General features: G+C 42.3%; 21 protein-coding genes. 10 read left to right on the top strand and 11 right to left on the bottom strand.

What is annotated here, in order from left to right; all coding sequences use genetic code 11:
- Positions 1–2: 2 nt before the first annotated feature.
- Positions 3–1,112: an endonuclease/exonuclease/phosphatase family protein gene (locus EWE74_RS12640; protein ID WP_130141886.1), complete on the top strand. Its 1,110-nt coding sequence runs from the start codon at positions 3–5 to the stop codon at positions 1,110–1,112.
- Here EWE74_RS12640 and EWE74_RS12645 read toward each other — a convergent pair.
- A complete protein-coding gene (locus tag EWE74_RS12645; protein WP_130141887.1) occupies positions 1,102–2,709 on the bottom strand; it encodes a S41 family peptidase in 1,608 nt (535 codons plus the stop codon). The two genes, EWE74_RS12640 and EWE74_RS12645, sit on opposite strands and share 11 nt — an antisense overlap.
- 160 nt (positions 2,710–2,869) lie before the next feature.
- Here EWE74_RS12645 and EWE74_RS12650 point away from each other — a divergent pair, with 160 nt between their 5' ends.
- Complete coding sequence (locus EWE74_RS12650; protein WP_130141888.1) at positions 2,870–3,439, top strand: hypothetical protein; 570 nt, start codon at positions 2,870–2,872, stop codon at positions 3,437–3,439.
- 29 nt (positions 3,440–3,468) lie between these two features.
- Here the strand turns inward: EWE74_RS12650 and EWE74_RS12655 are convergent, their stop codons facing one another.
- Positions 3,469–3,705 carry a hypothetical protein gene (locus EWE74_RS12655; RefSeq protein WP_130141889.1) on the bottom strand — a complete coding sequence of 79 codons (237 nt, stop codon included), beginning with the start codon at positions 3,703–3,705 and terminating at the stop codon, positions 3,469–3,471.
- 347 nt (positions 3,706–4,052) lie between these two features.
- Between EWE74_RS12655 and EWE74_RS12660 the strand changes: the two genes are divergently transcribed.
- The 3 genes from EWE74_RS12660 (at position 4,053) to EWE74_RS12670 (ending at position 6,663) form a co-directional block, all read left to right on the top strand.
- Positions 4,053–4,457: an HU family DNA-binding protein gene (locus EWE74_RS12660; protein WP_130141890.1), complete on the top strand. Its 405-nt coding sequence runs from the start codon at positions 4,053–4,055 to the stop codon at positions 4,455–4,457.
- 270 nt (positions 4,458–4,727) lie between these two features.
- Entirely contained in the window at positions 4,728–6,125 is a 1,398-nt protein-coding gene (fumC, locus tag EWE74_RS12665) for a class II fumarate hydratase (RefSeq protein ID WP_130141891.1), read from the top strand.
- 64 nt (positions 6,126–6,189) lie between these two features.
- Positions 6,190–6,663: a fumarate hydratase gene (locus EWE74_RS12670; protein WP_239018653.1), complete on the top strand. Its 474-nt coding sequence runs from the start codon at positions 6,190–6,192 to the stop codon at positions 6,661–6,663.
- Between the two features lie 406 nt (positions 6,664–7,069).
- Here the strand turns inward: EWE74_RS12670 and EWE74_RS12675 are convergent, their stop codons facing one another.
- From EWE74_RS12675 to pepT, 6 genes are all read right to left on the bottom strand, one after another.
- A complete protein-coding gene (locus tag EWE74_RS12675) occupies positions 7,070–8,179 on the bottom strand; it encodes a toxic anion resistance protein (protein ID WP_130141892.1) in 1,110 nt (369 codons plus the stop codon).
- A gap of 3 nt (positions 8,180–8,182) precedes the next feature.
- Entirely contained in the window at positions 8,183–8,971 is a 789-nt protein-coding gene (locus EWE74_RS12680; protein ID WP_130141893.1) for a hypothetical protein, read from the bottom strand.
- Positions 8,972–9,037: 66 nt separating this feature from the next.
- A complete protein-coding gene (locus tag EWE74_RS12685) occupies positions 9,038–10,237 on the bottom strand; it encodes an MFS transporter (RefSeq protein ID WP_239018654.1) in 1,200 nt (399 codons plus the stop codon).
- A 77-nt stretch (positions 10,238–10,314) separates the two neighbouring features.
- Complete coding sequence (locus tag EWE74_RS12690; RefSeq protein ID WP_130141894.1) at positions 10,315–10,752, bottom strand: copper resistance protein NlpE; 438 nt, start codon at positions 10,750–10,752, stop codon at positions 10,315–10,317.
- A gap of 62 nt (positions 10,753–10,814) precedes the next feature.
- A complete protein-coding gene (locus EWE74_RS12695; RefSeq protein WP_239018655.1) occupies positions 10,815–11,378 on the bottom strand; it encodes a nitroreductase family protein in 564 nt (187 codons plus the stop codon).
- Between the two features lie 62 nt (positions 11,379–11,440).
- The gene (gene pepT, locus EWE74_RS12700) at positions 11,441–12,709 is read right to left on the bottom strand and encodes a peptidase T (RefSeq protein WP_130141896.1); all 1,269 of its coding nucleotides are present in this window, start codon (positions 12,707–12,709) and stop codon (positions 11,441–11,443) included.
- A gap of 204 nt (positions 12,710–12,913) precedes the next feature.
- Here pepT and EWE74_RS12705 point away from each other — a divergent pair, with 204 nt between their 5' ends.
- The 4 genes from EWE74_RS12705 (at position 12,914) to hemW (ending at position 17,975) form a co-directional block, all read left to right on the top strand.
- The gene (locus EWE74_RS12705; protein ID WP_130141897.1) at positions 12,914–14,467 is read left to right on the top strand and encodes a WG repeat-containing protein; all 1,554 of its coding nucleotides are present in this window, start codon (positions 12,914–12,916) and stop codon (positions 14,465–14,467) included.
- A 68-nt stretch (positions 14,468–14,535) separates the two neighbouring features.
- Entirely contained in the window at positions 14,536–14,976 is a 441-nt protein-coding gene (locus EWE74_RS12710; RefSeq protein ID WP_130141898.1) for a hypothetical protein, read from the top strand.
- Complete coding sequence (locus EWE74_RS12715) at positions 14,977–16,839, top strand: M1 family metallopeptidase (RefSeq protein ID WP_130141899.1); 1,863 nt, start codon at positions 14,977–14,979, stop codon at positions 16,837–16,839.
- A gap of 2 nt (positions 16,840–16,841) precedes the next feature.
- Positions 16,842–17,975, top strand: a complete 1,134-nt coding sequence (gene hemW, locus EWE74_RS12720) for a radical SAM family heme chaperone HemW (protein WP_130141900.1) — start codon at positions 16,842–16,844, stop codon at positions 17,973–17,975.
- A 5-nt stretch (positions 17,976–17,980) separates the two neighbouring features.
- Here the strand turns inward: hemW and EWE74_RS12725 are convergent, their stop codons facing one another.
- Positions 17,981–19,237 carry a 3-deoxy-D-manno-octulosonic acid transferase gene (locus EWE74_RS12725; protein WP_130141901.1) on the bottom strand — a complete coding sequence of 419 codons (1,257 nt, stop codon included), beginning with the start codon at positions 19,235–19,237 and terminating at the stop codon, positions 17,981–17,983.
- 118 nt (positions 19,238–19,355) lie between these two features.
- On the opposite strand from EWE74_RS12725, the gene galE reads away from it, so the two are divergent.
- A complete protein-coding gene (gene galE, locus EWE74_RS12730) occupies positions 19,356–20,384 on the top strand; it encodes a UDP-glucose 4-epimerase GalE (RefSeq protein ID WP_130141902.1) in 1,029 nt (342 codons plus the stop codon).
- Positions 20,385–20,401: 17 nt separating this feature from the next.
- On the opposite strand, the gene EWE74_RS12735 is transcribed toward galE, so the two are convergent.
- Positions 20,402–20,701, bottom strand: coding sequence for a DUF983 domain-containing protein (locus EWE74_RS12735; protein WP_317125956.1), 300 nt, complete (start codon positions 20,699–20,701; stop codon positions 20,402–20,404).
- Between the two features lie 131 nt (positions 20,702–20,832).
- A complete protein-coding gene (locus tag EWE74_RS12740; RefSeq protein ID WP_130141904.1) occupies positions 20,833–21,687 on the bottom strand; it encodes a helix-turn-helix domain-containing protein in 855 nt (284 codons plus the stop codon).
- Positions 21,688–21,802: the final 115 nt, after the last annotated feature.

Below are 21,802 nucleotides of genomic sequence, written 5' to 3' on the forward strand. Positions count from 1 at the left end.
TCATGGCAAGGAAGAGTCTCTTCAAAAAGAATCTAGGTTATTTCAGTAAAACCATATTTCTATGTAATATGGTTGCTGTATTCTTCTTGCTTTTGAGTTATGCAGCATCTTTCATTAACCCTAAAACAGTGTGGATTCTGCCTTTCTTCGGTCTCGGTTACCTGCCCATTTTAATCGTAAATATCGGCTTTGCATTATACTGGCTACTGCGGCGTCCGGTGTATACACTCTATACATTGATTCCGATTCTTCTCGGATGGAACCTGCTTACGCAGCATATGGGCTTTCGTTCGAAACCTATAATTGCAAATAAAAACGAACAAGCTATACGCGTCATGAGTTTCAACGCGCATCTTTTCAACGAAATAAATAAGACCCCCTCCGCGACTATTCGGGATGAAGTGGTATCGCTCATCAAAGACACCGATCCGGATATCCTCTGTATACAGGAATTCTTTACCAAGATCAAAGGCTCCAAACAAATGAGCGAGCGAATCCTAACAGAGAGCGGCCTGCAAGATTATTTTTTTGAACCGGCAACCAAAAGTGAGCATGAGGGCTATGGCCAAATTATTTTTTCCAAGTACCCCATTATCCATTCCGGTACCATTACCAAAAATGAGTATGGCATCAACCGCATCACCTTTGCCGATATCGTCAAGGCTCCAGATACTATCCGCGTATATAATGTACATTTACGTTCTTTTGGGTTACAAACCGAAGACAAAGAATTTATCCAGAATCCTTCCAATACCGCCAACGAAGAACATGCCACTACCCGGGTCGGCCGGAAATTAAAGTACGCTTTTGAACGTCGGAGCCAACAAGCGGAGGCACTTCGTGATCATATCGTTACGACAGATTACCCCATTATTATCATGGGCGATTTCAATGACACACCCATGTCGTATAGTGTCAATCTTATCGGGAAGGGAATGAAAAACACCTTTCAAGAAAAAGGCCAAGGATGGGGCGTGACACATTACGAGATGCTCCCGCTCTTTCAAATCGATTATATATTCTGTAGCCCACAGTTTCAAATCGACAATTATCGGATCATAAAGCGAGAGCTTTCCGACCACTATCCCATTTTTGCGGATATCAGATTGTAGTTCGTAAAAATTCCAAGGCCTTTTGCACGAAACTATCATTTCTATTTTTAACTTTAAAATAGGCCTCGCGCCCGAAATAAAATCGACCTACCAGTGCCTCTATATCCGTTTCAATAAGATCTCTTAGTTCGTCTTTTTTCCTGTCGGAAATAACAAATCCCTCGTTGCGCACAAAGTCGATAAACGCGTGGTATTCATTATCAGGCAAGTGATAGCCCTGTAAAAAATTCTCAATAGAATAAGCAGGCGCTTGCTTCGTAAACCGTGTATACACAAATTGTTCAATAAAGCTATATTGTATCAAATCCTGATAAAAAAGACTCAAGGCATTTGAATCCTGTGCCACATGAATATCAGGCAGTATACCCCCGCCACTATAGACCTGTTTACCCGCCTTTGTTTCAAAAACTTTCCCATGTGCATATAAAGTATCCAACGCCCATAACCCTTTATACATCGAGTTAAAATCATCCATTATGGACCAATTTGCCATATATTTCTTTTGTATACTTCGTCCAAGCGGCGTGAAATAACGTGCGATGCTCAAGTTTACCGTTGAACCATCCGAAAAATCGAATTGTTCCTGTACGATGCCTTTCCCATACGAACGCCTTCCGATGATCGTCCCGCGATCCCAATCTTGTACAGCACCCGCCACAATCTCACTCGCTGACGCGGTATTTTCATTAATCAGTATAACCAGTTCCTCCGTGGCAAAATGGCCGCCTTGAATACTATCGGAATAATATTCATGTCGCTCCTCGTGCGCACCTTGCGTATACACGATAAGCCGCCTATCCGCAAAAAACTCGCTGGCTAACTTGATCGCCATGTGGAAATATCCTCCTCCATTGTCGCGCAGGTCAAGAATTAATTTTTGCGCGCCCTGCTTTTTCAGCTCCACAATCGCTTGTCGAAACTCATCGGCTGTATTAATTCCAAATCGTCTTACCTTAACGTATCCCACACCAGGTTCAATCATATAAACGACGTCCAAAGAGCTTACCGTTACCTGATCGCGCACCACTTTGATAGGCGTGCTCATTACCTCTCCATCTCGCTTTACATGAATACTAACATCCGTTCCCCGACGGCCACGGATCAACTTCTCTACCCTCTCCCGGGAAATATGTATACCCGCTACCAGCTCGTTTCCAATTTTCAGTAGTTTATCCCCTACCCGAAACCCTGCCTTATCAGCAGGCCCACCGTTAATTAACGAAACAATCATCAACGTATCGTTCAAGTTAAAATACTCCATACCGATACCTTCAAATGTTCCTTCTAGAATTTCTGTCTGTCGCTGTGATTCGTTCGGAACCAAATAATTAGAATAGGGATCTAAATGTGATATAATATGATTGATCGCCCCATTTTGCACCGAGTCGACGTCAACACTATCCACATATGCTTCCGAAATTAGATTTAACAGTTGCTGCACTTTCCACGCATTGCTTGATAGTCCGATAGGTACCAAGGTATTACCCGGCTTACTTCCCTGCTCATCCGCATAGTTCTGCCCGAGCAGGATACCCAAGAACAATACTGCAGCATAAGTTGCTGCGACAAAAATATTCCGTTTAGTGCCTTTTTGCATGGATAAAATTCGGTTGCAAAATTAAAATAGTTTTCTCAATATTTGTATGATAAGTTAACAAGTATTCAAATAATATACGCATAAATTGCATTATTGTTCATAATATTCTCGTAAAATCTACGTGATAATTTATTTCTATCTTTGTTAAAACGCATTTGCCTTGCACGAAATAGAACCTTATTACAATTGGCGCGATGATTATATCGCTTCGGAAGACGAAAGATCGCCTTTCTATGGCGTAATATACAGTGAATTTGAGTACGATAAGCAGATTTATAATTTTCTTCTCCATCCTCAGTGGGATGAATTCGGCTCACAAACCCTTTATATGAAAACCCTTTACGCCGACTACGATACCGGATATGCGGTCATCGAGCTCATCGGCGAATGGAACGATGCAATTTACAACGATATTATGCTATTAAAGCGAGAAATAATCGACATGATGATTACGGAAGGGATCACCAAGTTCTTGCTTATTGGCGAAAACGTACTCAACTTCCATAGCTCCGATGATTCGTATTACGAAGAATGGTTCCAAGATATCGATGACGGCTGGATCGTAGCCATGAATTTTCGTGATCATGTGATTCAGGAATTTCAAGCGCAGGGGATTGATTATTACATCCATTTTGGTGGTGATTTTAATACATTTCCTTGGCGTACATTGAAACCCAAACAGCTGTACTATCATATACAGCAACGTATCAATAATCGGTTGGGAATGTAAATCTCCAACCAATTACCCGAGGCATACCTTTATCGTCTAAATTTATACCGCACCGTTCCACCAACTTTCATCGAGTTTGACGTCCCGAACGTTCCTGCTTCTATCTCGATAGCATCTCGGTTCTGTAGCGATAGTTGATATCCGGCACCAATGCTTTTGTACAAACTATTTGTAATCCCGCCATTACGGGTTATCCCATTGGTCTGTTTGAACGTACCACGTTCATGCCCTAATCCCAATGCCGCACCAATATAGAAATTACCCATATAATATCTTGCCCCAACAATTAAAGCGGTCCAGCAACCTCATCTCTCGCGGCGATTAATTGATGTTGACTTTCAACGACACAGAAGGCATTGCCGGAAAGACCGAAAGGCTTCTTATTTGAGGGATATTATTGTCGCAGTCTTTCATGAATTTTATAAAAAGTATTATTCCAATGAAATAAATAGGTATGCGCATGGCTTTGTAGTACTCGATTTATACAAATAATATAAATTTTGCACTGCCTACTATTTGGGGATTTGCTTACAGTCTATTATCTTTACGATACCAATGGAGAACTATCTCCATGAATACTAACGAATAACGAATACAATCCTATTTCAAGATAATGGCAATTAAATATAATATTCACGAAATTGGAAGTAATATAGATCCAACTGCACCTAAGAAATTTTATCTTCGGCCGGTTAGCTCAGGCGAGAAAACATTGGATGATTTGGCGGCCGACATATCTCATTCCTGCTCGCTAACCGAATCTGATGTATACGCCGTGCTTCAAAGTTTAGTAAGAGAGATTCCTCGTGCTATTTCAGACGGATATATCGTCCGTTTGGGTAATCTGGGCTCTTTCCGTATCAGTATCAACAGTACCGGCAGCACAAGAAAAGCCGACGTTTCCGAGGCAAACGTTCTCAAGCGGCGGTTGATTTTCCATCCTAGTAAACAGATAAAAAAGGAATTAGACAAAGTCACTTTCGACAAGAAGACAAGCTCTTACAAACAAGACACTTAGATAAATTTTGAAAATTGCATATGCATTTTCATAAAAACGCATATGCAATTTATACGAAATGCATATGCAAAATACCCAAAAGGCATATGCGTTTTTTCTATAACAGACTTCGTCTTGTTAAAACAAGACCATATTCTTTCTAAACGACTAATCTTTTTGTCCCATGTTTGCATGTGTAAACAAAAATTCCTTTTTCCTGTAAGTTTCCTTAACTTTGTCGTACAACCATTTACAGGTTGTTTTTTTAACTTTTAACTTTCACATTATACTATGTCATTTAGGATAGAAAAAGATACCATGGGGGAAGTTCAGGTTCCTGCGGATAAATACTGGGGAGCACAAACCGAACGCTCACGCAACAATTTTAAAATTGGCCCGGCAGCGTCTATGCCAAAAGAGATTATTGAAGGTTTCGCATATTTGAAAAAAGCGGCAGCATTTGCTAATCACGAATTAGGTGTTTTATCCGTAGAAAAACGCGATGCTATTGGGGCCGTCTGTGAGGAGATCTTAGCCGGTAAGCTTGACGACCAATTTCCATTGGTGATTTGGCAAACGGGTTCCGGCACGCAATCCAATATGAATGTCAACGAAGTAGTAGCTAATCGAGCACAGGTACTAGCTGGCGGCAAAATTGGTGAAGGCGAACCAGTGTTAAAGGCAAACGATGACGTTAATAAATCACAGTCATCCAACGATACTTACCCTACGGGCATGCATATCGCTGCCTACAAAGCTGTAGTAGAGGTGACTATCCCTGGGGTTGAAAAACTACGGGATACGCTGCAGCGTAAATCAGAAGAATTCATGAACGTAGTCAAGATAGGCCGTACGCACTTAATGGATGCTACGCCGTTGACACTTGGCCAGGAGCTTTCGGGGTATGTTGCACAGCTTAATCATGGATTAAAGGCGGTAAAGAATACATTAGCCCACCTATCCGAATTGGCTTTGGGCGGTACAGCAGTAGGGACCGGGTTGAATACGCCAGAAGGCTATGATGTTGTCGTTGCAAAATACATTGCTGAGTTTACCGGATTACCTTTCGTTACGGCTCCAAACAAATTCGAGGCGTTAGCTGCACACGATGCTATCGTGGAAACGCACGGTGCACTTAAACAGCTTGCTGTTTCGTTGAATAAAATTGCAAATGACATCCGCATGTTAGCATCTGGTCCGCGTTCGGGTATTGGCGAGATCCTGATTCCAGAAAACGAACCGGGTTCCTCGATCATGCCAGGAAAAGTGAATCCAACACAATGTGAAGCGCTCACCATGGTCGCCGCACAAGTGATGGGAAATGATGTTGCCATTACCATTGGAGGTACACAGGGCCATTACGAGCTGAATGTATTCAAACCACTTATGGCAGCTAATTTCTTACAATCTGCACGTCTTATTGGTGATGCCTGTATATCTTTTGAGGAACACTGTGCAGTAGGTATTGAGCCTAATTTTGCACGTATTAAAGAACTTGTAGACAATTCCTTGATGCTTGTAACGGCTCTTAATACCAAAATTGGCTATTACAAAGCGGCAGAAATTGCGCAAACCGCTCATAAAAATAATTCTACTCTCAAAGAAACAGCCATCGCCTTAGGCTACGTAACTGCCGAACAGTTTGACGAGTGGGTGAAACCAGAAGATATGGTGGGAAGCCTAAAATAAGGAAGTGATTATACCGTTATTATCAAAATATCGTCTATTTGCATGCCTATCTACGATGGTAGGCATGCTTCTTTTTGTAAGCAGCTGTGTACGCCATTCGGAGATGCAATCCGGAGGGGCAGATTATCTACAAGGCGTGTGGATACAGGATAGTATTCCCCATCAATCACAAATGATGGACTATACCCTACATGAATTTAAGTTTATTTGCGACTCGGTATACACGACCATGCGGGTGCGTGCTAAAATGCAACGTATTCCCGATTCCTGCTATAAAGACGGGTCGTGGACAGAATATGCAAGAGGTGTATACGTCATCCGTGGTGATAGCCTGATCGGCGAGGGTATCTATACACGTCCTAACGGCAAATATAAAACATCTGGATGCTATAAAACTGGCACCTATCTGCCCCGCTATCGGATTGCCTATCACGATACCGACTCCCTTGTGTTAGAAAGCCGATATGACCAGCGACCTATCGTGTTGCGGAAAAAGCATGGTATTAAGTGTGTTCCTAAGAAGCGATGGGAAGATTGATTTTCTTCTTCTTTTCCCTAGATGGAAAAGAAGCAAAAGATCACGACTTGTATAGTTTCGCTACCTTTTCTTGTCTATTTCGGAACAAAATAAACTCCCTTCGGTCAAACAAATTTTGTTCTTTTCGAAATAGTCTTCGAAAAGCTGACCGCGAAACGATACGATGTCGATTTTAGCCCACGTACCGTGGGCTTAGGGTGTCTGTATTTACTTTACCTTTCTAAGTTAGGATTATCAAACAAAGGAATAACACGCTATACAAAATTGCATTATCCCTTATTAACATGAGGTGTCGCATCCGGATGTTTGAGGTATGCACAAACTCATCCTTAGTACTATCCATTATCTCAAATATCCGAAGCGACGATTTTTTTGGTTCTTTTTTGAGGGAAAAAAGAACGTAAAACTACGTTAATAAATTATTCTCATCCGTAGCAGACTTCAATATATGCGTCTTCAGCTCATTTTCGGATTGTAAAAGTTCCTGCTCTACAACTTTTCGTTTTTCCCTTCCTTCCCGCTGTATTTGAAGCACCTGATCTATCGTCGAGACAATGTCTTGGTTCGCCTTTTTGATGGTCTCTATATCGACAATACCGCGCTCTGTTTCTTTAGCAATATTGATGGTCGAGTCTTTCAACATCTCTGAATTACGTCGGAGCAATTCATTGGTCGCATCTGTAACCGCTTTTTGCGCCTCCAAAGCACGTTGTGAATGCGCAATACCCAACGTCAACACCATCTGATTTTTCCACAACGGAATAGTATTGACAAGAGAAGACTGAATCTTTTCCATCAAGGAGGAACTGTTGTTCTGTATTAATCTAATTTGTGGAGCAGTTTGAAGAACCACCATACGTGTAAGCTTCAAATCATGGATTTTACGTTCAAAGCGCACCACATGCTGTTCCATATCTTTGTACGACTGAACCTTATGCTGATCGCCGGAAGCTTCAGCTTCCGCCTTTAATTGTGGTAGAGTAATGGCGTGAGCTTCCTGCAACTTCTCCTCTCCCGCTGCGATATATAGCGAAAGCTCTTTAAAATAGTTCTGGTTCTCCACAAAAAGCTTATCGAATATATGGACGTCTTTTGCCAAGTTTTTGTAATGTCCTTCCAATTTAAGCTCTATCTGGTGAATGTTTTTCTCTACCGATTGGTACTCGGTACGCATGCGTTTTACTTTCTTCTTCAGGTTGTCAAAAAAAGGAATTAAGGGCTTTTTATTCAGATTCTCGTCAAAAGATTTAATGTCTGAGCGCAGGTTCAGTAAAATATCTTCTGCTCCCCCCATATCTTTGGTACGCACTTGTTTTAGTATTTCGTTGGAAAAATTGCTGACTTTCGTCTGGCTCCCAACGCCGTACTGAATCACATCGGTAGTCGAAGTTAGGTTTATTTTTTCCTTATATTGCTTTATCGCTGCCTTGTCTTCGTCAGAAAAATTTACGGATACATCTGTGCTTTTTTTGTTCTCTCCGTTATCATCGTATGTGGTCAGATCTAGATTTGCCATAAGTTAATCTTTTAATAGGTTTCTATTTTTTAATGTCTGTATATATACATCGGTTTCGGCCGATACATCCAAGATACCCGCTTTAAACTGATTTGTCACCTCCTGTTCTATAGCTATCGTCGCTTTGGCAATCACTTCTTCCAATTTCTTTTTGGATTCTATCGCCACTTGGTTATTCAATTTTGAATTTTCAATTTCATCGTATTTCATCAACACGTTAACTACAGTGGAATGTCGGACAAGAAATTTCTCGGCTTCGATTTTATCGCGTTGTTCCAAGAGATGAAAAAGATGGATAATTTTATCAATATTCTGATGTATTGTCCGATTGTCGATTGCCTTACGCCAATGCAGCAATCTTTCAATAAAGAGTTGAGGAGTATCCAATGTCGCTTGGGGCAACTCCTGCAATCTGCTTCGGGAAGATGCTGTCGGAATCCAGGCCAGTGGACGCACCTCGCCCAGCTCTAAGCGCTGTAAATAAGGCTTTGCTCGATTTAAGAGCAGCCCATTACCGACGATATAAGACGTCACATATCCGCCGAGTGTCAATAGCATACCTTGAGAAATAGCCCCAAAAAAATAAACGAATGAAGCAAATAGCGCCAACTCCACCATCAAAAGTGCAATACCTGTAGCATACCAGGAACGAATCTTGCTTTTTTTGGCTTGGGATAACATGACAAAAGGAAAGATATGCACCGGAAAAGGAATAAACATGGCAATGGATATGAATGTCCATGTCAATTGCCGCAGTTCCCAGCGTTTTGGTTTTTTCGTTGCAAATCCCATGTTGCAATTTACTTATTTTTCATTAAAAAAAATTGTTTATTCGTGAGCGTCTGTCCTCCATTAGCTTCATAAGCTTGCTACACTCCTCCTCCCCAACAAAACATGTGCAACAAAAGCTAAAACACTAAAAAGCGTACCGACAAAACAGACCCCCGCCCAACCAGCATATTGCCAACAAATAGCGCCCAGATAGGTCCCTAAAGATCCTCCAATAAAGTAGCTGACCATGTAAACCGTATTCAACCGATTGGTAGCATTGATAGGTAACGCAAAAAAATCAGATTGATTCATAATATGAGAACTCTGTAATCCCAGATCAATCAAGATAATGCCTATAATTAAACCCCAATAGCTATATCCGCCAAAGTAGATAAATACCCAACTCAGCAGTAATATCAACAACGCATAATAAATCAATTGGTATCGGGTAAACCGCTGTGCTAATCTCCCCACAAAAGCAGCGGCCAAGGCGCCTACAGCACCAATTAAACCGAACCCACCAACTATCGATGAACCCGCATGAAAAGGCTCTCCTTCCATATGGAAGACAAGTGTTGTAAAAACCGCAGACATAGCACCAAATCCCATAGCACCACGGAACGACGCAAGCTGCAGAACAGGCTGGGTCTTAGCCAACTGCCATACCGACTGCATCAATGAGCCATAGGACCCCTCAAAATTAGGGCGTAAATCCGGCAGATAAAGATAGACCAACAACCAAGCTATGATCATCATCCCAGCGGCTATTTCAAACATTGTCCGCCATCCCCACAGTTCACCAACCACACCGCTGAAAAAACGTGACAACAATATACCGATCAACAACCCAGACATGACCATACCAATGTTGACTGATTTTTTCTCCGGGCTAGAAAGCTCCGCCGCCATAGGCACAAATAACTGCGGAATTACGGAGGTAACACCGATCAAAAAACTAGCGATAAAAAGTCCATTTAGCTGTTGGGCAAATGCCATAAATAACAACGCGAGAATAACGAGTGCCAAATCTGTTAATATTAGCCTCTTACGCCATAATTTATCACCCAACGGCACAATGAACAGCAAGCCACAAGCATATCCTATTTGGGTCAGCACAGCAATTTTACTCACACTACTTTCACTTACCTCAAAATCCGCAGCGATCAATCCCAAAAGTGGCTGATTATAATAGTTATTAGCCACCACCAAACCAGACAATACCGCCATTAGCCACAATATAGTCGATGTAAGTTGAGGGTTCTTGGTGTCTTCTTGCATATCTTTCATTCGAATCAACGCAAACTTAACCAATAAAAAAAAAGCCCGCAATGTATGCGAGCTCTACTATGATATTTTGACAATAATTACATCTGCTTTATATATATATAATGTTCTGCTAAATCTCCGGTGATTTCTTTCCCCTCTTGATCTAATTGAAACAGCCTATTTTCGCCCACTTTAAGCTTAACGTCTGTATCTTTTCCCTTTAAATACACAACAGAACCGTTATTTTGCCACACGAATGTCCCCTTGTCGTCAAACTTCGTATCCCTTTCTAAATATTCGCTACTTATTTGGAATGTTTCATTTTCATGGAGAACCAATACTGTCTTAATACCAGGACAATCGGCGCAAGGCAAGATGGCTTCATACGTTCCCATCCAATCAACGGAATTTTGGGAATTATGAGCTGGGTCTTCCAACGAATCTATTCCTTCTTCCGAGCTCGTTTGCGAGTTATTAGGCGATGTGCAGGCTAAAAAAGCAAATACGGCTAATGCCACATAAAATAATTTCTTCATGACTTTTTTAGTATTTATCGCAAATATTGCACCATCCTTTCCTTAACATTCCATGTCGCATCTCACTCCTCCCAACGAATCTTCTCGGTTATGGGTGATCTTACGGGTTCACGTGATTCACTGTTATGATGCCCCATATAGAAAAGCCCGACACACCGTTGGTTGTCTTCTAAATTCAAGAACGACCCTAGATGATTAATAAGCCCCGGTGAAGCCCAATAGCCTCCAATGTGGAGCGAATGCGCCGCCAACCACATATTCTGCACGGCACAGGCTGTAGCCGCTAATTCCTCCCACTCCGGAAGTTCACCCGTGTAATTCACAATAATGGCGATCGCTACATTAGACATTGTCGCTTTCTTTGCCATATTTTGCTCCGCCAATTCCACATATTTTTCGACAGGTGTTATTTCCTTATAAATCCGGCTTAGCTCTGCGCCCAAGCGATTCAATCCATCTTTTTGAAAGATCACAAAACGCCACGGTTGTGTGCGTTTATGGGTAGGCGCAGCGTTGGCGGCTTCCAAAATAGTAAGAATATCCTCTCTGGAGATATCTTCGGCAGTAAAACTATTCTGGTTTACTGTCCTCCGGCTGTGAATAGCCTTTAATACTTCGTTCTTCATTCGTATAATTATCTATGCGTGTAAATCTCCATTGTATAGATGAGCTCGTTACACTCGGTTGTTTATTTTCCTCCCCTTTCTTCCCATACATTGGCGATATGCAAAATGGTCAACACCGCTTTTTCCATATCTTGTCTGCTGACCCACTCCATTTTACCATGGAAAGCATGACCGCCGGCAAATACGTTCGGACAGGGCAGCCCCATAAATGAAAGCCGCGAGCCATCCGTACCACCGCGTATACTTCTCCGTTCGGGTGCTAGCCCGACACGTTCAATAGCTTCCAGACCAACCTCCATAATCTCGGGATGCTGATCAAGCACCTCTTTCATATTTCGATATTGTTCTTTAACATCAAATGCATAAGTCACTCCCGGGTAGCGCTTCACCACATTTTCAACAATACGTTGTAATATGGCTTCGTATTCGGTCAATTTAGCGGTATCGTGGTCTCTGATAATAAAATTGATTTCAGCTTTGTCTACTCCGCCGTTTATTTCCGTTGGATGTACAAAACCTTCCTTCCCTGCAGTTGTTTCGGGTGATAATTTATCTTTTGGCAAATCCGCAATGATGTCGGCCGCAACTTTCAGCGCACTAACCATTTTCCCTTTGGCAAAACCGGGATGTACGGATATTCCTTGAATAACGATATGTACCCCATCTGCCGAAAAAGTCTCATCTTCAATAGTACCCACTCTTTCTCCATCTATCGTGTAGCCAAACTGCGCGCCCAATTTTTTCAAGTCCACATATTCAACTCCTTGCCCAACCTCTTCATCGGGTGTAAATAACAATTTGATTTCACCGTGCTTTATCTCGGGATGGTTCATCAACAAACGCGCGGCATCCATAATCTCGGCTACACCAGCTTTATCGTCTGCTCCGAGCAGTGTGGTACCACTGGCGGTAATAATATCATGGCCTAATTGATGCTGCAGATCGGGATGTTCATGGTATTTAATAATAACAGACGGATCATCCGGTAATACGATATCTTGGCCTTGATAATCCGTATGCACGAGAGGTTTCACATCTTTTCCCGAACAATCCGGCGAAGTGTCCACATGGGAACAAAAACAAATAACCGGCACTTCCTTAGCTGTATTCGACGAAATAGTTGCATAAACATAGCCGTATTCATCAAGATGTGCATCCGTTATTCCCATTTGCTGTAATTCTGACACTAAAATCCTACTTAAATCCTTTTGCTTTTCTGTAGAAGGAAAGGAAGTTGCATGGGGATCAGACGCTGTATCAATCTGTACGTAGCGTATAAAACGTTCCGCTACCTGAAAATCGGTTATATTATTTATATCAAAATTATTCATACGTAATATAATCTATCTTTTAATGGTCATATGGAATATCCAGATTATTTTAATTGTGTTTTGTTAAACATGGATATTTCATTCAAACCTGTAATTATCGTTCAAAGGTAGAAAGTTTTGCAGTTTTTTCATCCAAATAAATTGTTCTTTAAGGTGATGAAGCTATCAGGTTTATTCATAGAGCATATGTTTTAAGCGGCATTCATGAGCTCACTTCGTTCGGTTATTCTTCCCTTGTTTGGTTTGAATAAACCGGATGGTTTTCTAAATTTGCAGCCTAATTACACAACATCTATGCATAGAAGTATATTGGCTCTAATGTTGAGTTTCTCCCTTTCTGCCGCTTATTCACAGGAGAAACTTTTTAAAATTGACTACAAACTCGCTCTTTCCCCAGAAACATTTACACAAGCTGACACAGCAGAAGACGATTCTCTTGCCTTGTTAGCCGCATTGGCAGCAGCATTCGGTGAGGATGATACGCCACAAGTGCAAGCTTGGGTAAATCCAACTTTTATTCGGGTGGAGACACAGGGTATTATGCAGAATAACCAAATCCAAATCACCAACCGCAACACAGATGATTCCTATACGCTCTATCCTTCTATGCACGCGTATACCAAAACCGCCGACGCAACCGATAAAGTGCATATCCACGAAACCGAAGATGATTTTGTTGTTACCAGTACGGCCGATCTCCCTATACGCTTCATCGCTGACACCGGCAAGACCATCGCCGGCTTACCATGTAAGTTAGCCGTTTTAGAATTTGACACAGATGAATTTGACAATTCTCTCACACAAGATGCAAGAATAGAAATATGGTATAACGAAAGCGTGCCGTCTTTATACTGGGGAGAATATGCATATCTCAAAAATATCCCCGGCGCAGCACTGTATATCGGTGCTTTTGGAGTGGGCATTGAAGCCAGCGCCGTAAATGAAATTGATTTTGACGCAACGCTCTTTGAGATCCCTGAAGACTACATCTTACAAGAAGATATTTATGCCCTTAGCTTCTTCGATGTGCCGCTAGGTCACGATTTATATGCGTTCCAGGATTCAACAAGCCACTTTATCGGTATCCGGGACGACAACCAACAGGTCATCGTAGCACCAAAATACGGTTCTATCAATGAATTTATAGGCACACATGCCGTTGTCACAAATCCGGAGTTCCAATACGGTATCATTGATACCGAAGGGCGGGAAGTTATCCCTTGTGAATGGGAATACCTGGCGCTAGATCCCGAGATGGAGATCATTTTCTTTTCTACAGATGGAAAAACCGGTGTTATGGATTACAATCAACACGTGCTTATTCCAGCTCAATACGATCATATCTCCTTCTTTTCAAAGGGCAACGCCTTATTTTCCCAAGATGGTAAAACGGGACTACTAGATTTAGATGGCAAAGTCGTTTTACCCGCAGTTTTCGAAACCATCATGGAATATGACGAGAGCCACATCATCATCATCGAAAATGAGCGGTACTATGTTGTGGATATGCAATCTCGGCAAAAAACCACGACAGGATACGATTACCTATTGTTGGCAAATGAAGGTGATCTTGTAATAGCCCTTCAGGACAACAAATATGGCTACATCACGAAAGATGGCAAAACAGCTATTCCTTTTAAATATGAATATGCGACACCATTTTACGACGGTATAGCAGCCGTGAATGAAACCGAAGATGGGGATGTACTGTATATCAACACAAAAGGGGAGTACGTGCAGGTTCAGGAAAGCGAATAATACGTAAATAACCCGTGATATTTAATCAAAAGGGTGGCTATATGACCACTCTTTCTTATTTTTGATGCATGACCAACAAGTCTTTTCATATAGCGACACTGCATCGCGGGCGATATATGTTGCTCCTTCTGACTGGTGTTTGCGTGGTTACTGCCATCGCTTCCCGACTTCCTATATCTGAAATCGTTAAGATTCTTGTCGTGTTGGTTAGTCTGCCGCTATTAATTTTCTGTAGCACGAAATGGAGCAAAAACAATTCGGTATGGACGATACAAGGCGGAAATATCGTGATACGATTTAAGAACCAACAAGAGGATTCTTTCCCATTGGACAATATTAAGTATCTACGTAATGTACCTCGATCCGGCGGTAACCTTATTATGTTTTTTTTTAAAAAGGGCAAAACACCTCAAAGATACTGGCGCAATAAATTATTTGAGAAAGCCGATGACCTCAACGCACTGGTCCACGCCATAAGAGAAGAGGGCGTCGAATATTATTATATGTAGATGAAAAAAAATCTTTTACTTTCTTTTTTAGTACTTTTCCATACGTTCCTATTTGCACAACGGGCGGGATACTGGCAACAAGCTGTCGATTACAAAATGGATATCGATGTTGATGAAAAAAACTATCAATATCAAGGGAAGATGATCCTAAAATACACCAATAACTCCAATCAAGCACTTGGAAAGGTATACTTCCATCTCTATTTTAATGCATTCCAGCCGGGAAGTATGATGGATTACCGATTATCCCACATTTCCGACCCGGATCCACGGATGACAAATAACATAGGCACGTTAGAAAACCCGAAGATTCAGAGCCGGATTGCCACCTTGTCTCCAGAACAGATCGGCTACCAACGTATACATTCTCTTACGATGAACGGTCAACCGACCGCATTCCACGTGGATTGCACGCTATTGGAAGTTACCCTACCTACGTCTATTCAAAAGGGAGAAACAGTTACATTCGACATGGATTGGGAAGCACAAATCCCGGAACAAATACGTCGTAGTGGACGAAATTCCAAAGAAGGTGTAGCACTATCCATGACACAATGGTATCCCAAGATGGCCCACTTCGATGAGTTTGGCTGGCATCTAGATGAGTATGTTGCCCGGGAATTTGTAGCCCCCTTCGGTAATTTTGATGTCACCCTACATCTTCCTAAAGATTATGTCGTAGGAAGCTCAGGTGTGCTGCAAAATCCAACAGCAGTAAAAGGATATGACAAAAAAGCAAAGGTCGTTTCTTCTAATGGAAAAGCAACCTGGCATTTCAAAGCCGAGAACATCCATGACTTCGCCTGGGCAGCGGATCCCAAGTTTGTTGTCGACTCTACAAAAAGTGCTGGTGACATCACGGTTTACACGGTTTATCTCCCAACCAATAAACAAGTGAAAGAAAATTGGAAAACGGCTCAGGGACTCGCTGCCGAGTTTTTTGATTTTTGTGCAGAACGTTTTGGTCCGTATCCGTGGCCAACATACACCATTGTTCAGGGAGGCGATGGCGGTATGGAATATGGTACAGCCACCCTGGTAACAGGCGGGCGTGATATTCAAAGTTTGGTAGGTGTTATTTTCCATGAAGCTGCCCACTCCTGGTATCAGCATCTTTTTGGCATCAATGAAACCGTAGACGAATGGTTCGATGAAGGATTTACCAGTTATATCGAGGAATTAGGTTTCCAAACTTTGTTCGAAAAAAGAGGCCAGTTAGACACTAATCCGGTCATCAATGCCTACCGTGCATACTACAAATTGGCTTTGTCCGGTAAGGAGGAACCTATGAGCTTACTCGCAGATTACTACGACACCAATTACGGCTATAGTCAACAGGCATATCATAAAGGACAGGTTTTCGCACAACAGTTGGGCTATATTATCGGCCAGCAAAACTTAGATAAAACTTTTTTGAAGTTTTATCAGCTGTGGAAGTTCAAACACCCCACGCCCAACGATTTTAAACGGGTAGCTGAGGAAGTCTCCGGCATCAATTTAAAGTGGTACTTCAATTTATTTGTGAACACCACCCGTACAATCGACTATGCTATCGAAAAGGTAGCCGACCATGAAATTACCTTACGAAATAAATCAAATATCGCGATGCCTATTGATCTGTTAGTGGAATATGAAGACGGTACAAAGGAACTCTTCTATATTCCGTTACGTGAAATGCGTGGTGAGAAACCTGTAGAATCCTTTTCTATTTACGACGGGGCTCAGCGCACCGTATTGGAAGATTGGTTCTGGACAAAACCGAGTTATACATTGCAAACAGGCAAAAAGCCGGTTAAGGTACAGCTCGATCCCTCGCTACGGTTGGCGGATATCGAATCGGCTGATAATAGTTGGAGGAAGTAAACATGATCTACTTCCATATCCCATTTTGTAAACAAGCTTGTCATTACTGCGACTTCCATTTCAGCACTTCGATGAAATATAAAGACGAGATGATGCTAGCCTTACAAAAGGAAGTAGCGCTACGCGCGGAATATCTGGCGGATAAAACCATAAGATCCATTTATTTCGGTGGGGGAACCCCCTCGCTGCTGACGGCGGACGAAATCGAACGGCTGATCGGGCAGGTTGCCGCACATTTCGAGATCGCCAGTGATGCAGAGATCACACTCGAAGCGAACCCTGATGATCTGGACAAGGCCAAGGTACAAGCATTACGCCATACCCCCATCAACCGTTTCAGTATCGGCATACAGTCTTTCTACGAAGAAGATTTACGTTGGATGAACAGAGCACACCATGCATCCGAAGCGGAAGCCTCCATAAAACGGGTGCAGGATGCAGGTTTTGAAAACATCACCGCAGACCTTATCTATGGTTATCCGTTGTTAACGGACGCCAAATGGAAATCCAATATGGAGAAGCTGATCGCATTTGATATTCCCCATATCTCTTCCTACGCGATGACCGTTGAACAGAAAACAGCACTTGCACACTTCATCCGAAACGGGAAAACACCGCCCATGCAAGAAGCACAAAGCGCTAAACAAATGCAGATGCTGATCGATACCCTAACCCAAAATGGGTTTGCACATTATGAAATATCGAATTTTGCCAAAAACGGTCAATACGCGAAACATAATACCGCTTACTGGCAAGGCAAGCATTACCTCGGTATCGGTCCATCTGCCCATTCGTTCAATGGAAAATCGAGAAGCTGGAACGTGGCAAATAATACACGTTATATCGAAGGTATAACGACAGAAACCCCTTATATTGAAACCGAAGAATTATCGAATGAAGATCAGTTTAACGAGTATATCATGACGGCGTTACGGACGATGTGGGGGGTTGATCTGGAGAAAATAACGCGTGATTTCAGCACAGACCATAGGCAATATCTTTTGTCGAATATACAGCCCTTCATAAGCCGACAAGAGATGGAACTGGTGCACGATCGTTATCTTATCCTTACGATGAAAGGGAAACTATTAGCGGATTATATTGCCTCAGAATTATTTATCGTAGACGACGTGTAACATCGCTATAACTCCTCACCCACTAACCCCTCTGTTTCGAGATACTTCATAATAATCTGCGTAGCACCTGCTTTTTCCTGCACATATTTTTGAGCAGCTTCCCCCGTCGCTGTTCTTTTTGCTTCTGTAGATAACACCGCTGCCACACGTTGTAATTCTTCTGCACTCTCTACCAGGAAACCACTTCCGATAGCGATCAGATCCACCGCCTCCTGAAAACGGGTATAATTCGGTCCGAAAACAACGGGGATACCATATGTGGCGGCTTCCAAGGTATTATGGATCCCCACACCAAAGCCACCACCTATATAAGCCAGCTGTCCGTAACCATACAGCGCGGACAACATCCCGATATTATCAATAACCAAAACGCGCGCCTTTTCTATTTCCACCGCCGTGTGTTCGGCAAAACGGGAGAAAAATAGCGCATCGGGAAACAGCTGTTTAATTTCCTGCAAATGCGCTTCGTGAATTTCATGCGGGGCCAAGAGCATTTTCCAGTCTTTTTGGACCCTCAGCAATTCCGACAGTAAACGTTCATCAGGTGCCCAGGTACTCCCAGCCACCAATACCCTTTCCTGCCCTGTCAGAAACTGTTCCACTTCTGGTATGATACGGTGTTGCTTCGGCAGCTCCACGACCCTATCAAAACGGGTATCTCCCGCGAGTCCGGCCTGTCGGATACGGATAGCCCGCAGCCACAGGACAGCATCGTTATTCTGGGCAAAGAAAAAGCGAACATTTTTTAATATGCCACGGAAGAATCCACCATACCATTTAAAAAACACCTGCTCCTCCCGAAAAATAGCGGAGATCAGAAATAAAGGAATATCCCGTTTTTTAAGTTCTCGAAAATAATGGTACCAATATTCGTATTTCGTAAACACGGCAAATTTGGGTTTTACGGTATCCAAAAATTTGCGGGCATGGTTTGCCGTATCCGTTGGCAGATAAAACACATAATCTGCTAGCGGTGTATTTTTTCGGATTTCATACCCCGACGGTGAAAAAAAAGTAATGATTATTTTTTCATTCGGATATTTTTTTTTGATGGCTTCCATGACCGATCTTCCCTGTTCAAATTCACCCAACGAAGCAAAATGGAACCATATCGGTTTCGTATCCTTTTCAACCGTTTGTTCGATATGTGAGAATAATCGTTTACGTCCTTCCACCCATAGCCTCGCCTTCCGATGGAAAGGGGAAATGATGTGCAGTAGCAGGGTGTAAAGACCTATTCCAATGTCGTAAAGAAGACGCATGCGTTATTTATTTTGATCTCCTCTGCCGTTAAGAACTACTTTACAGCGGAAAAATATGCTTATATTCGTCAAAGATAAAACTAAACTGCAAAGAAATAACATATTATAATCAAGAACAATGAGCAAAATCTTAGTTACCGGCGGAACGGGGTACATCGGTTCCCACACGGTAGTAGAATTACACAACGCGGGCTATACACCGGTTATCATCGATAACTTATCCAATTCAAACATCCAAATTTTAGATCAGATCGCGAAAATTATTGGTGTCCGACCGGAGTTTCATCAATTTGACTTATGCGACGAAGCGAAAACCCGTGCTTTTGTTCAGGAGAATCCGGATATTACGGGTATCATTCATTTTGCGGCTTCGAAGGCTGTTGGAGAGTCCGTAGAGAAACCCTTAAAGTATTACCACAACAATTTCTTCTCGTTAATTAACCTCCTGAACGCCTATCAAGGTAAGCCGATCAATTTTGTATTTTCCTCCAGTTGTACGGTGTATGGTGAACCAGATACTTTACCGGTAACAGAGTCTGCGCCCGTCAAGAAAGCAGCCTCACCATATGGAAATACCAAGCAGATTGCCGAAGAGATATTGGAAGAAGTTTCTGCCGCTTACGGGAATTACAACACCATAGCACTACGGTATTTCAATCCGGTTGGCGCACATGCTTCTGCACTAATTGGCGAACTTCCACTCGGTGTTCCGCAGAATCTTTTACCGTTCATTACCCAGACAGCCATTGGCAAACGGGAAAAGCTAACGGTATTCGGCGGCGATTACGAAACACCTGATGGTTCTTGTATCCGCGACTACATCCATGTGGTCGATTTGGCGAAAGCGCATGTCGCTGCTATCCGCTTGCTGGAAAAAGGAAACCCCAATGGCAAATACGATGTATTCAATGTGGGTACCGGAAACGGCTATTCTGTACTGGAAGCTATTACAGCCTTTGAAAAAGCTTCAGGACAAAAGTTAAACTACGTAGTCGGACCTCGTCGCGACGGAGATATCGTTAAGGTGTGGGGAGATGTGACAAAATCTACCCAACAATTGGGATGGTCAGCGGAATTAGGTATTGACGAGATGATGGCATCCGCCTGGGCTTGGGAAAAGTACTTGCAAGAAAATCCGATTGGATAAAAAAGGTTTGTTGACGCCTATGATTTTTTATAGGCGTCTCCATAATATTTCTCATTAAAACTCAAACTAGGCGTCAACCAATACAATTGAATCACCCTAGAATACCGGAAATTAAATCCCGATAACAGGATTGCAGTCACGGTGCAGACCGTCAGGTAAAGCCAGGGAGATTCGGAACCGCCTGACAGGACATAAGCTGCGATACAGACTGCAACAAACTGCGCGACACTCAATGCGTAACTAACGAACATAGATACATAGAAAAATCCGGGTTCTATTTCAAACTTGAATCCACAATGTGGGCAATTTTTGTTCATTTTCTGTTTCAGACTAAACATGCCCCCTCCAAACATCTGTCCGGTTCTGCATCGCGGGCATTTACATTCTCTAGCTGCTTTAAATGAGCTAATAGTATAGGTATTGTTATGCTGCATTTTTAGTATACGAATTAAATATGTTTTCTTCTAAATTCTTCCGGCGTGACGCCAATGCCCTTTTTAAAAAATTTTGTAAAATAGGAATTGTCATTAAAATTGAGCTCATAGGCAATCTCCGATACCCCGTAATCTTTAATGACCAACAACCGTTTTGCTTCCAACAGCACGCGCTTGCGGATAATCTCCCCGGCCGAAGCTCCCAACACTTCCCGGCACAAGGCATTGAGATGATTCGGGGTGATATAAAGCAGCGCTGCATAGTCTTTCGGCAAGCGCAATGTTCTAAAATTCGATTCGATCAGATTCAGGAAGTTACGTAATAAGGTATGGTTATAGGTATCCTCCGGCAAAGCGACGGGTCGATCCCGCTGCTGTTCGAGCACATGAAAAATATACAGCAGGGAGACCCGGGCAAAATCCACATCATGCACATACCCGCGTAAGCGTTTAAATACATCCGCTACACCCTCTCTTTCATCTTCTTTTACCACAAAAACTTCGTCCTGCACCAAACCGGAAAAAAAAGAAAATAACGTCATATAATCCGGTTGGAGTAAAAAGGTTTTAAAAAAATCTCTGTCGAAATTAACCACATAACCATCCATCTCCTCCTCAAAAGACCATGTATGGATTTGCCCTGGCGACATAAAATAGATCTGCCACGGCACGACCTCAAAAGTTTCAAAGTCGATGGTATGTTTTCCGCCACCCTTTGTAAACAACAGCAAATGGTAAAAATTATGCCGATGTGGAAAAACAAGTTTTTTATTCCGAGCCAAATAACCTGCCAAATCCTCTACCATAATGCCCTGCTGGACATTCTCCGAAACGCTACATTGCTCGATAACAGGCACTTTTAAAACCATACACAAAGATATGGTGATATTTCCACAAACAATGGTAGAATTACTGGTTTTAATGGTATTTTTTACCGAAAGCAGACCAGAAAGTCAAAGAGTTAAAAATAATTTTTAACTTCAC

Source organism: Sphingobacterium corticibacterium, assembly GCF_004208525.1.
Taxonomy (GTDB): Bacteria; Bacteroidota; Bacteroidia; order Sphingobacteriales; family Sphingobacteriaceae; genus Sphingobacterium; species Sphingobacterium corticibacterium.

Excerpts from the sequence above, each read along its gene's own strand:
- EWE74_RS12685 (WP_239018654.1), bottom strand. The coding sequence starts at position 10,237 with ATGAAAGATATGCAAGAAGACACCAAGAACCCTCAACTTACATCGACT.
- hemW (WP_130141900.1), top strand. The coding sequence starts at position 16,842 with ATGATCTACTTCCATATCCCATTTTGTAAACAAGCTTGTCATTACTGC.
- EWE74_RS12710 (WP_130141898.1), top strand. The coding sequence starts at position 14,536 with ATGACCAACAAGTCTTTTCATATAGCGACACTGCATCGCGGGCGATAT.
- EWE74_RS12660 (WP_130141890.1), top strand. The coding sequence starts at position 4,053 with ATGGCAATTAAATATAATATTCACGAAATTGGAAGTAATATAGATCCA.
- pepT (WP_130141896.1), bottom strand. The coding sequence starts at position 12,709 with ATGAATAATTTTGATATAAATAATATAACCGATTTTCAGGTAGCGGAA.
- EWE74_RS12735 (WP_317125956.1), bottom strand. The coding sequence starts at position 20,701 with ATGAACAAAAATTGCCCACATTGTGGATTCAAGTTTGAAATAGAACCC.
- EWE74_RS12725 (WP_130141901.1), bottom strand. The coding sequence starts at position 19,237 with ATGCGTCTTCTTTACGACATTGGAATAGGTCTTTACACCCTGCTACTG.
- EWE74_RS12715 (WP_130141899.1), top strand. The coding sequence starts at position 14,977 with ATGAAAAAAAATCTTTTACTTTCTTTTTTAGTACTTTTCCATACGTTC.
- EWE74_RS12640 (WP_130141886.1), top strand. The coding sequence starts at position 3 with ATGGCAAGGAAGAGTCTCTTCAAAAAGAATCTAGGTTATTTCAGTAAA.
- EWE74_RS12645 (WP_130141887.1), bottom strand. The coding sequence starts at position 2,709 with ATGCAAAAAGGCACTAAACGGAATATTTTTGTCGCAGCAACTTATGCT.
- EWE74_RS12690 (WP_130141894.1), bottom strand. The coding sequence starts at position 10,752 with ATGAAGAAATTATTTTATGTGGCATTAGCCGTATTTGCTTTTTTAGCC.
- galE (WP_130141902.1), top strand. The coding sequence starts at position 19,356 with ATGAGCAAAATCTTAGTTACCGGCGGAACGGGGTACATCGGTTCCCAC.
- EWE74_RS12680 (WP_130141893.1), bottom strand. The coding sequence starts at position 8,971 with ATGGGATTTGCAACGAAAAAACCAAAACGCTGGGAACTGCGGCAATTG.
- EWE74_RS12705 (WP_130141897.1), top strand. The coding sequence starts at position 12,914 with ATGAGCTCACTTCGTTCGGTTATTCTTCCCTTGTTTGGTTTGAATAAA.
- EWE74_RS12655 (WP_130141889.1), bottom strand. The coding sequence starts at position 3,705 with ATGGGTAATTTCTATATTGGTGCGGCATTGGGATTAGGGCATGAACGT.
- fumC (WP_130141891.1), top strand. The coding sequence starts at position 4,728 with ATGTCATTTAGGATAGAAAAAGATACCATGGGGGAAGTTCAGGTTCCT.
- EWE74_RS12695 (WP_239018655.1), bottom strand. The coding sequence starts at position 11,378 with ATGAAGAACGAAGTATTAAAGGCTATTCACAGCCGGAGGACAGTAAAC.
- EWE74_RS12740 (WP_130141904.1), bottom strand. The coding sequence starts at position 21,687 with ATGGTTTTAAAAGTGCCTGTTATCGAGCAATGTAGCGTTTCGGAGAAT.
- EWE74_RS12670 (WP_239018653.1), top strand. The coding sequence starts at position 6,190 with ATGCTTCTTTTTGTAAGCAGCTGTGTACGCCATTCGGAGATGCAATCC.
- EWE74_RS12675 (WP_130141892.1), bottom strand. The coding sequence starts at position 8,179 with ATGGCAAATCTAGATCTGACCACATACGATGATAACGGAGAGAACAAA.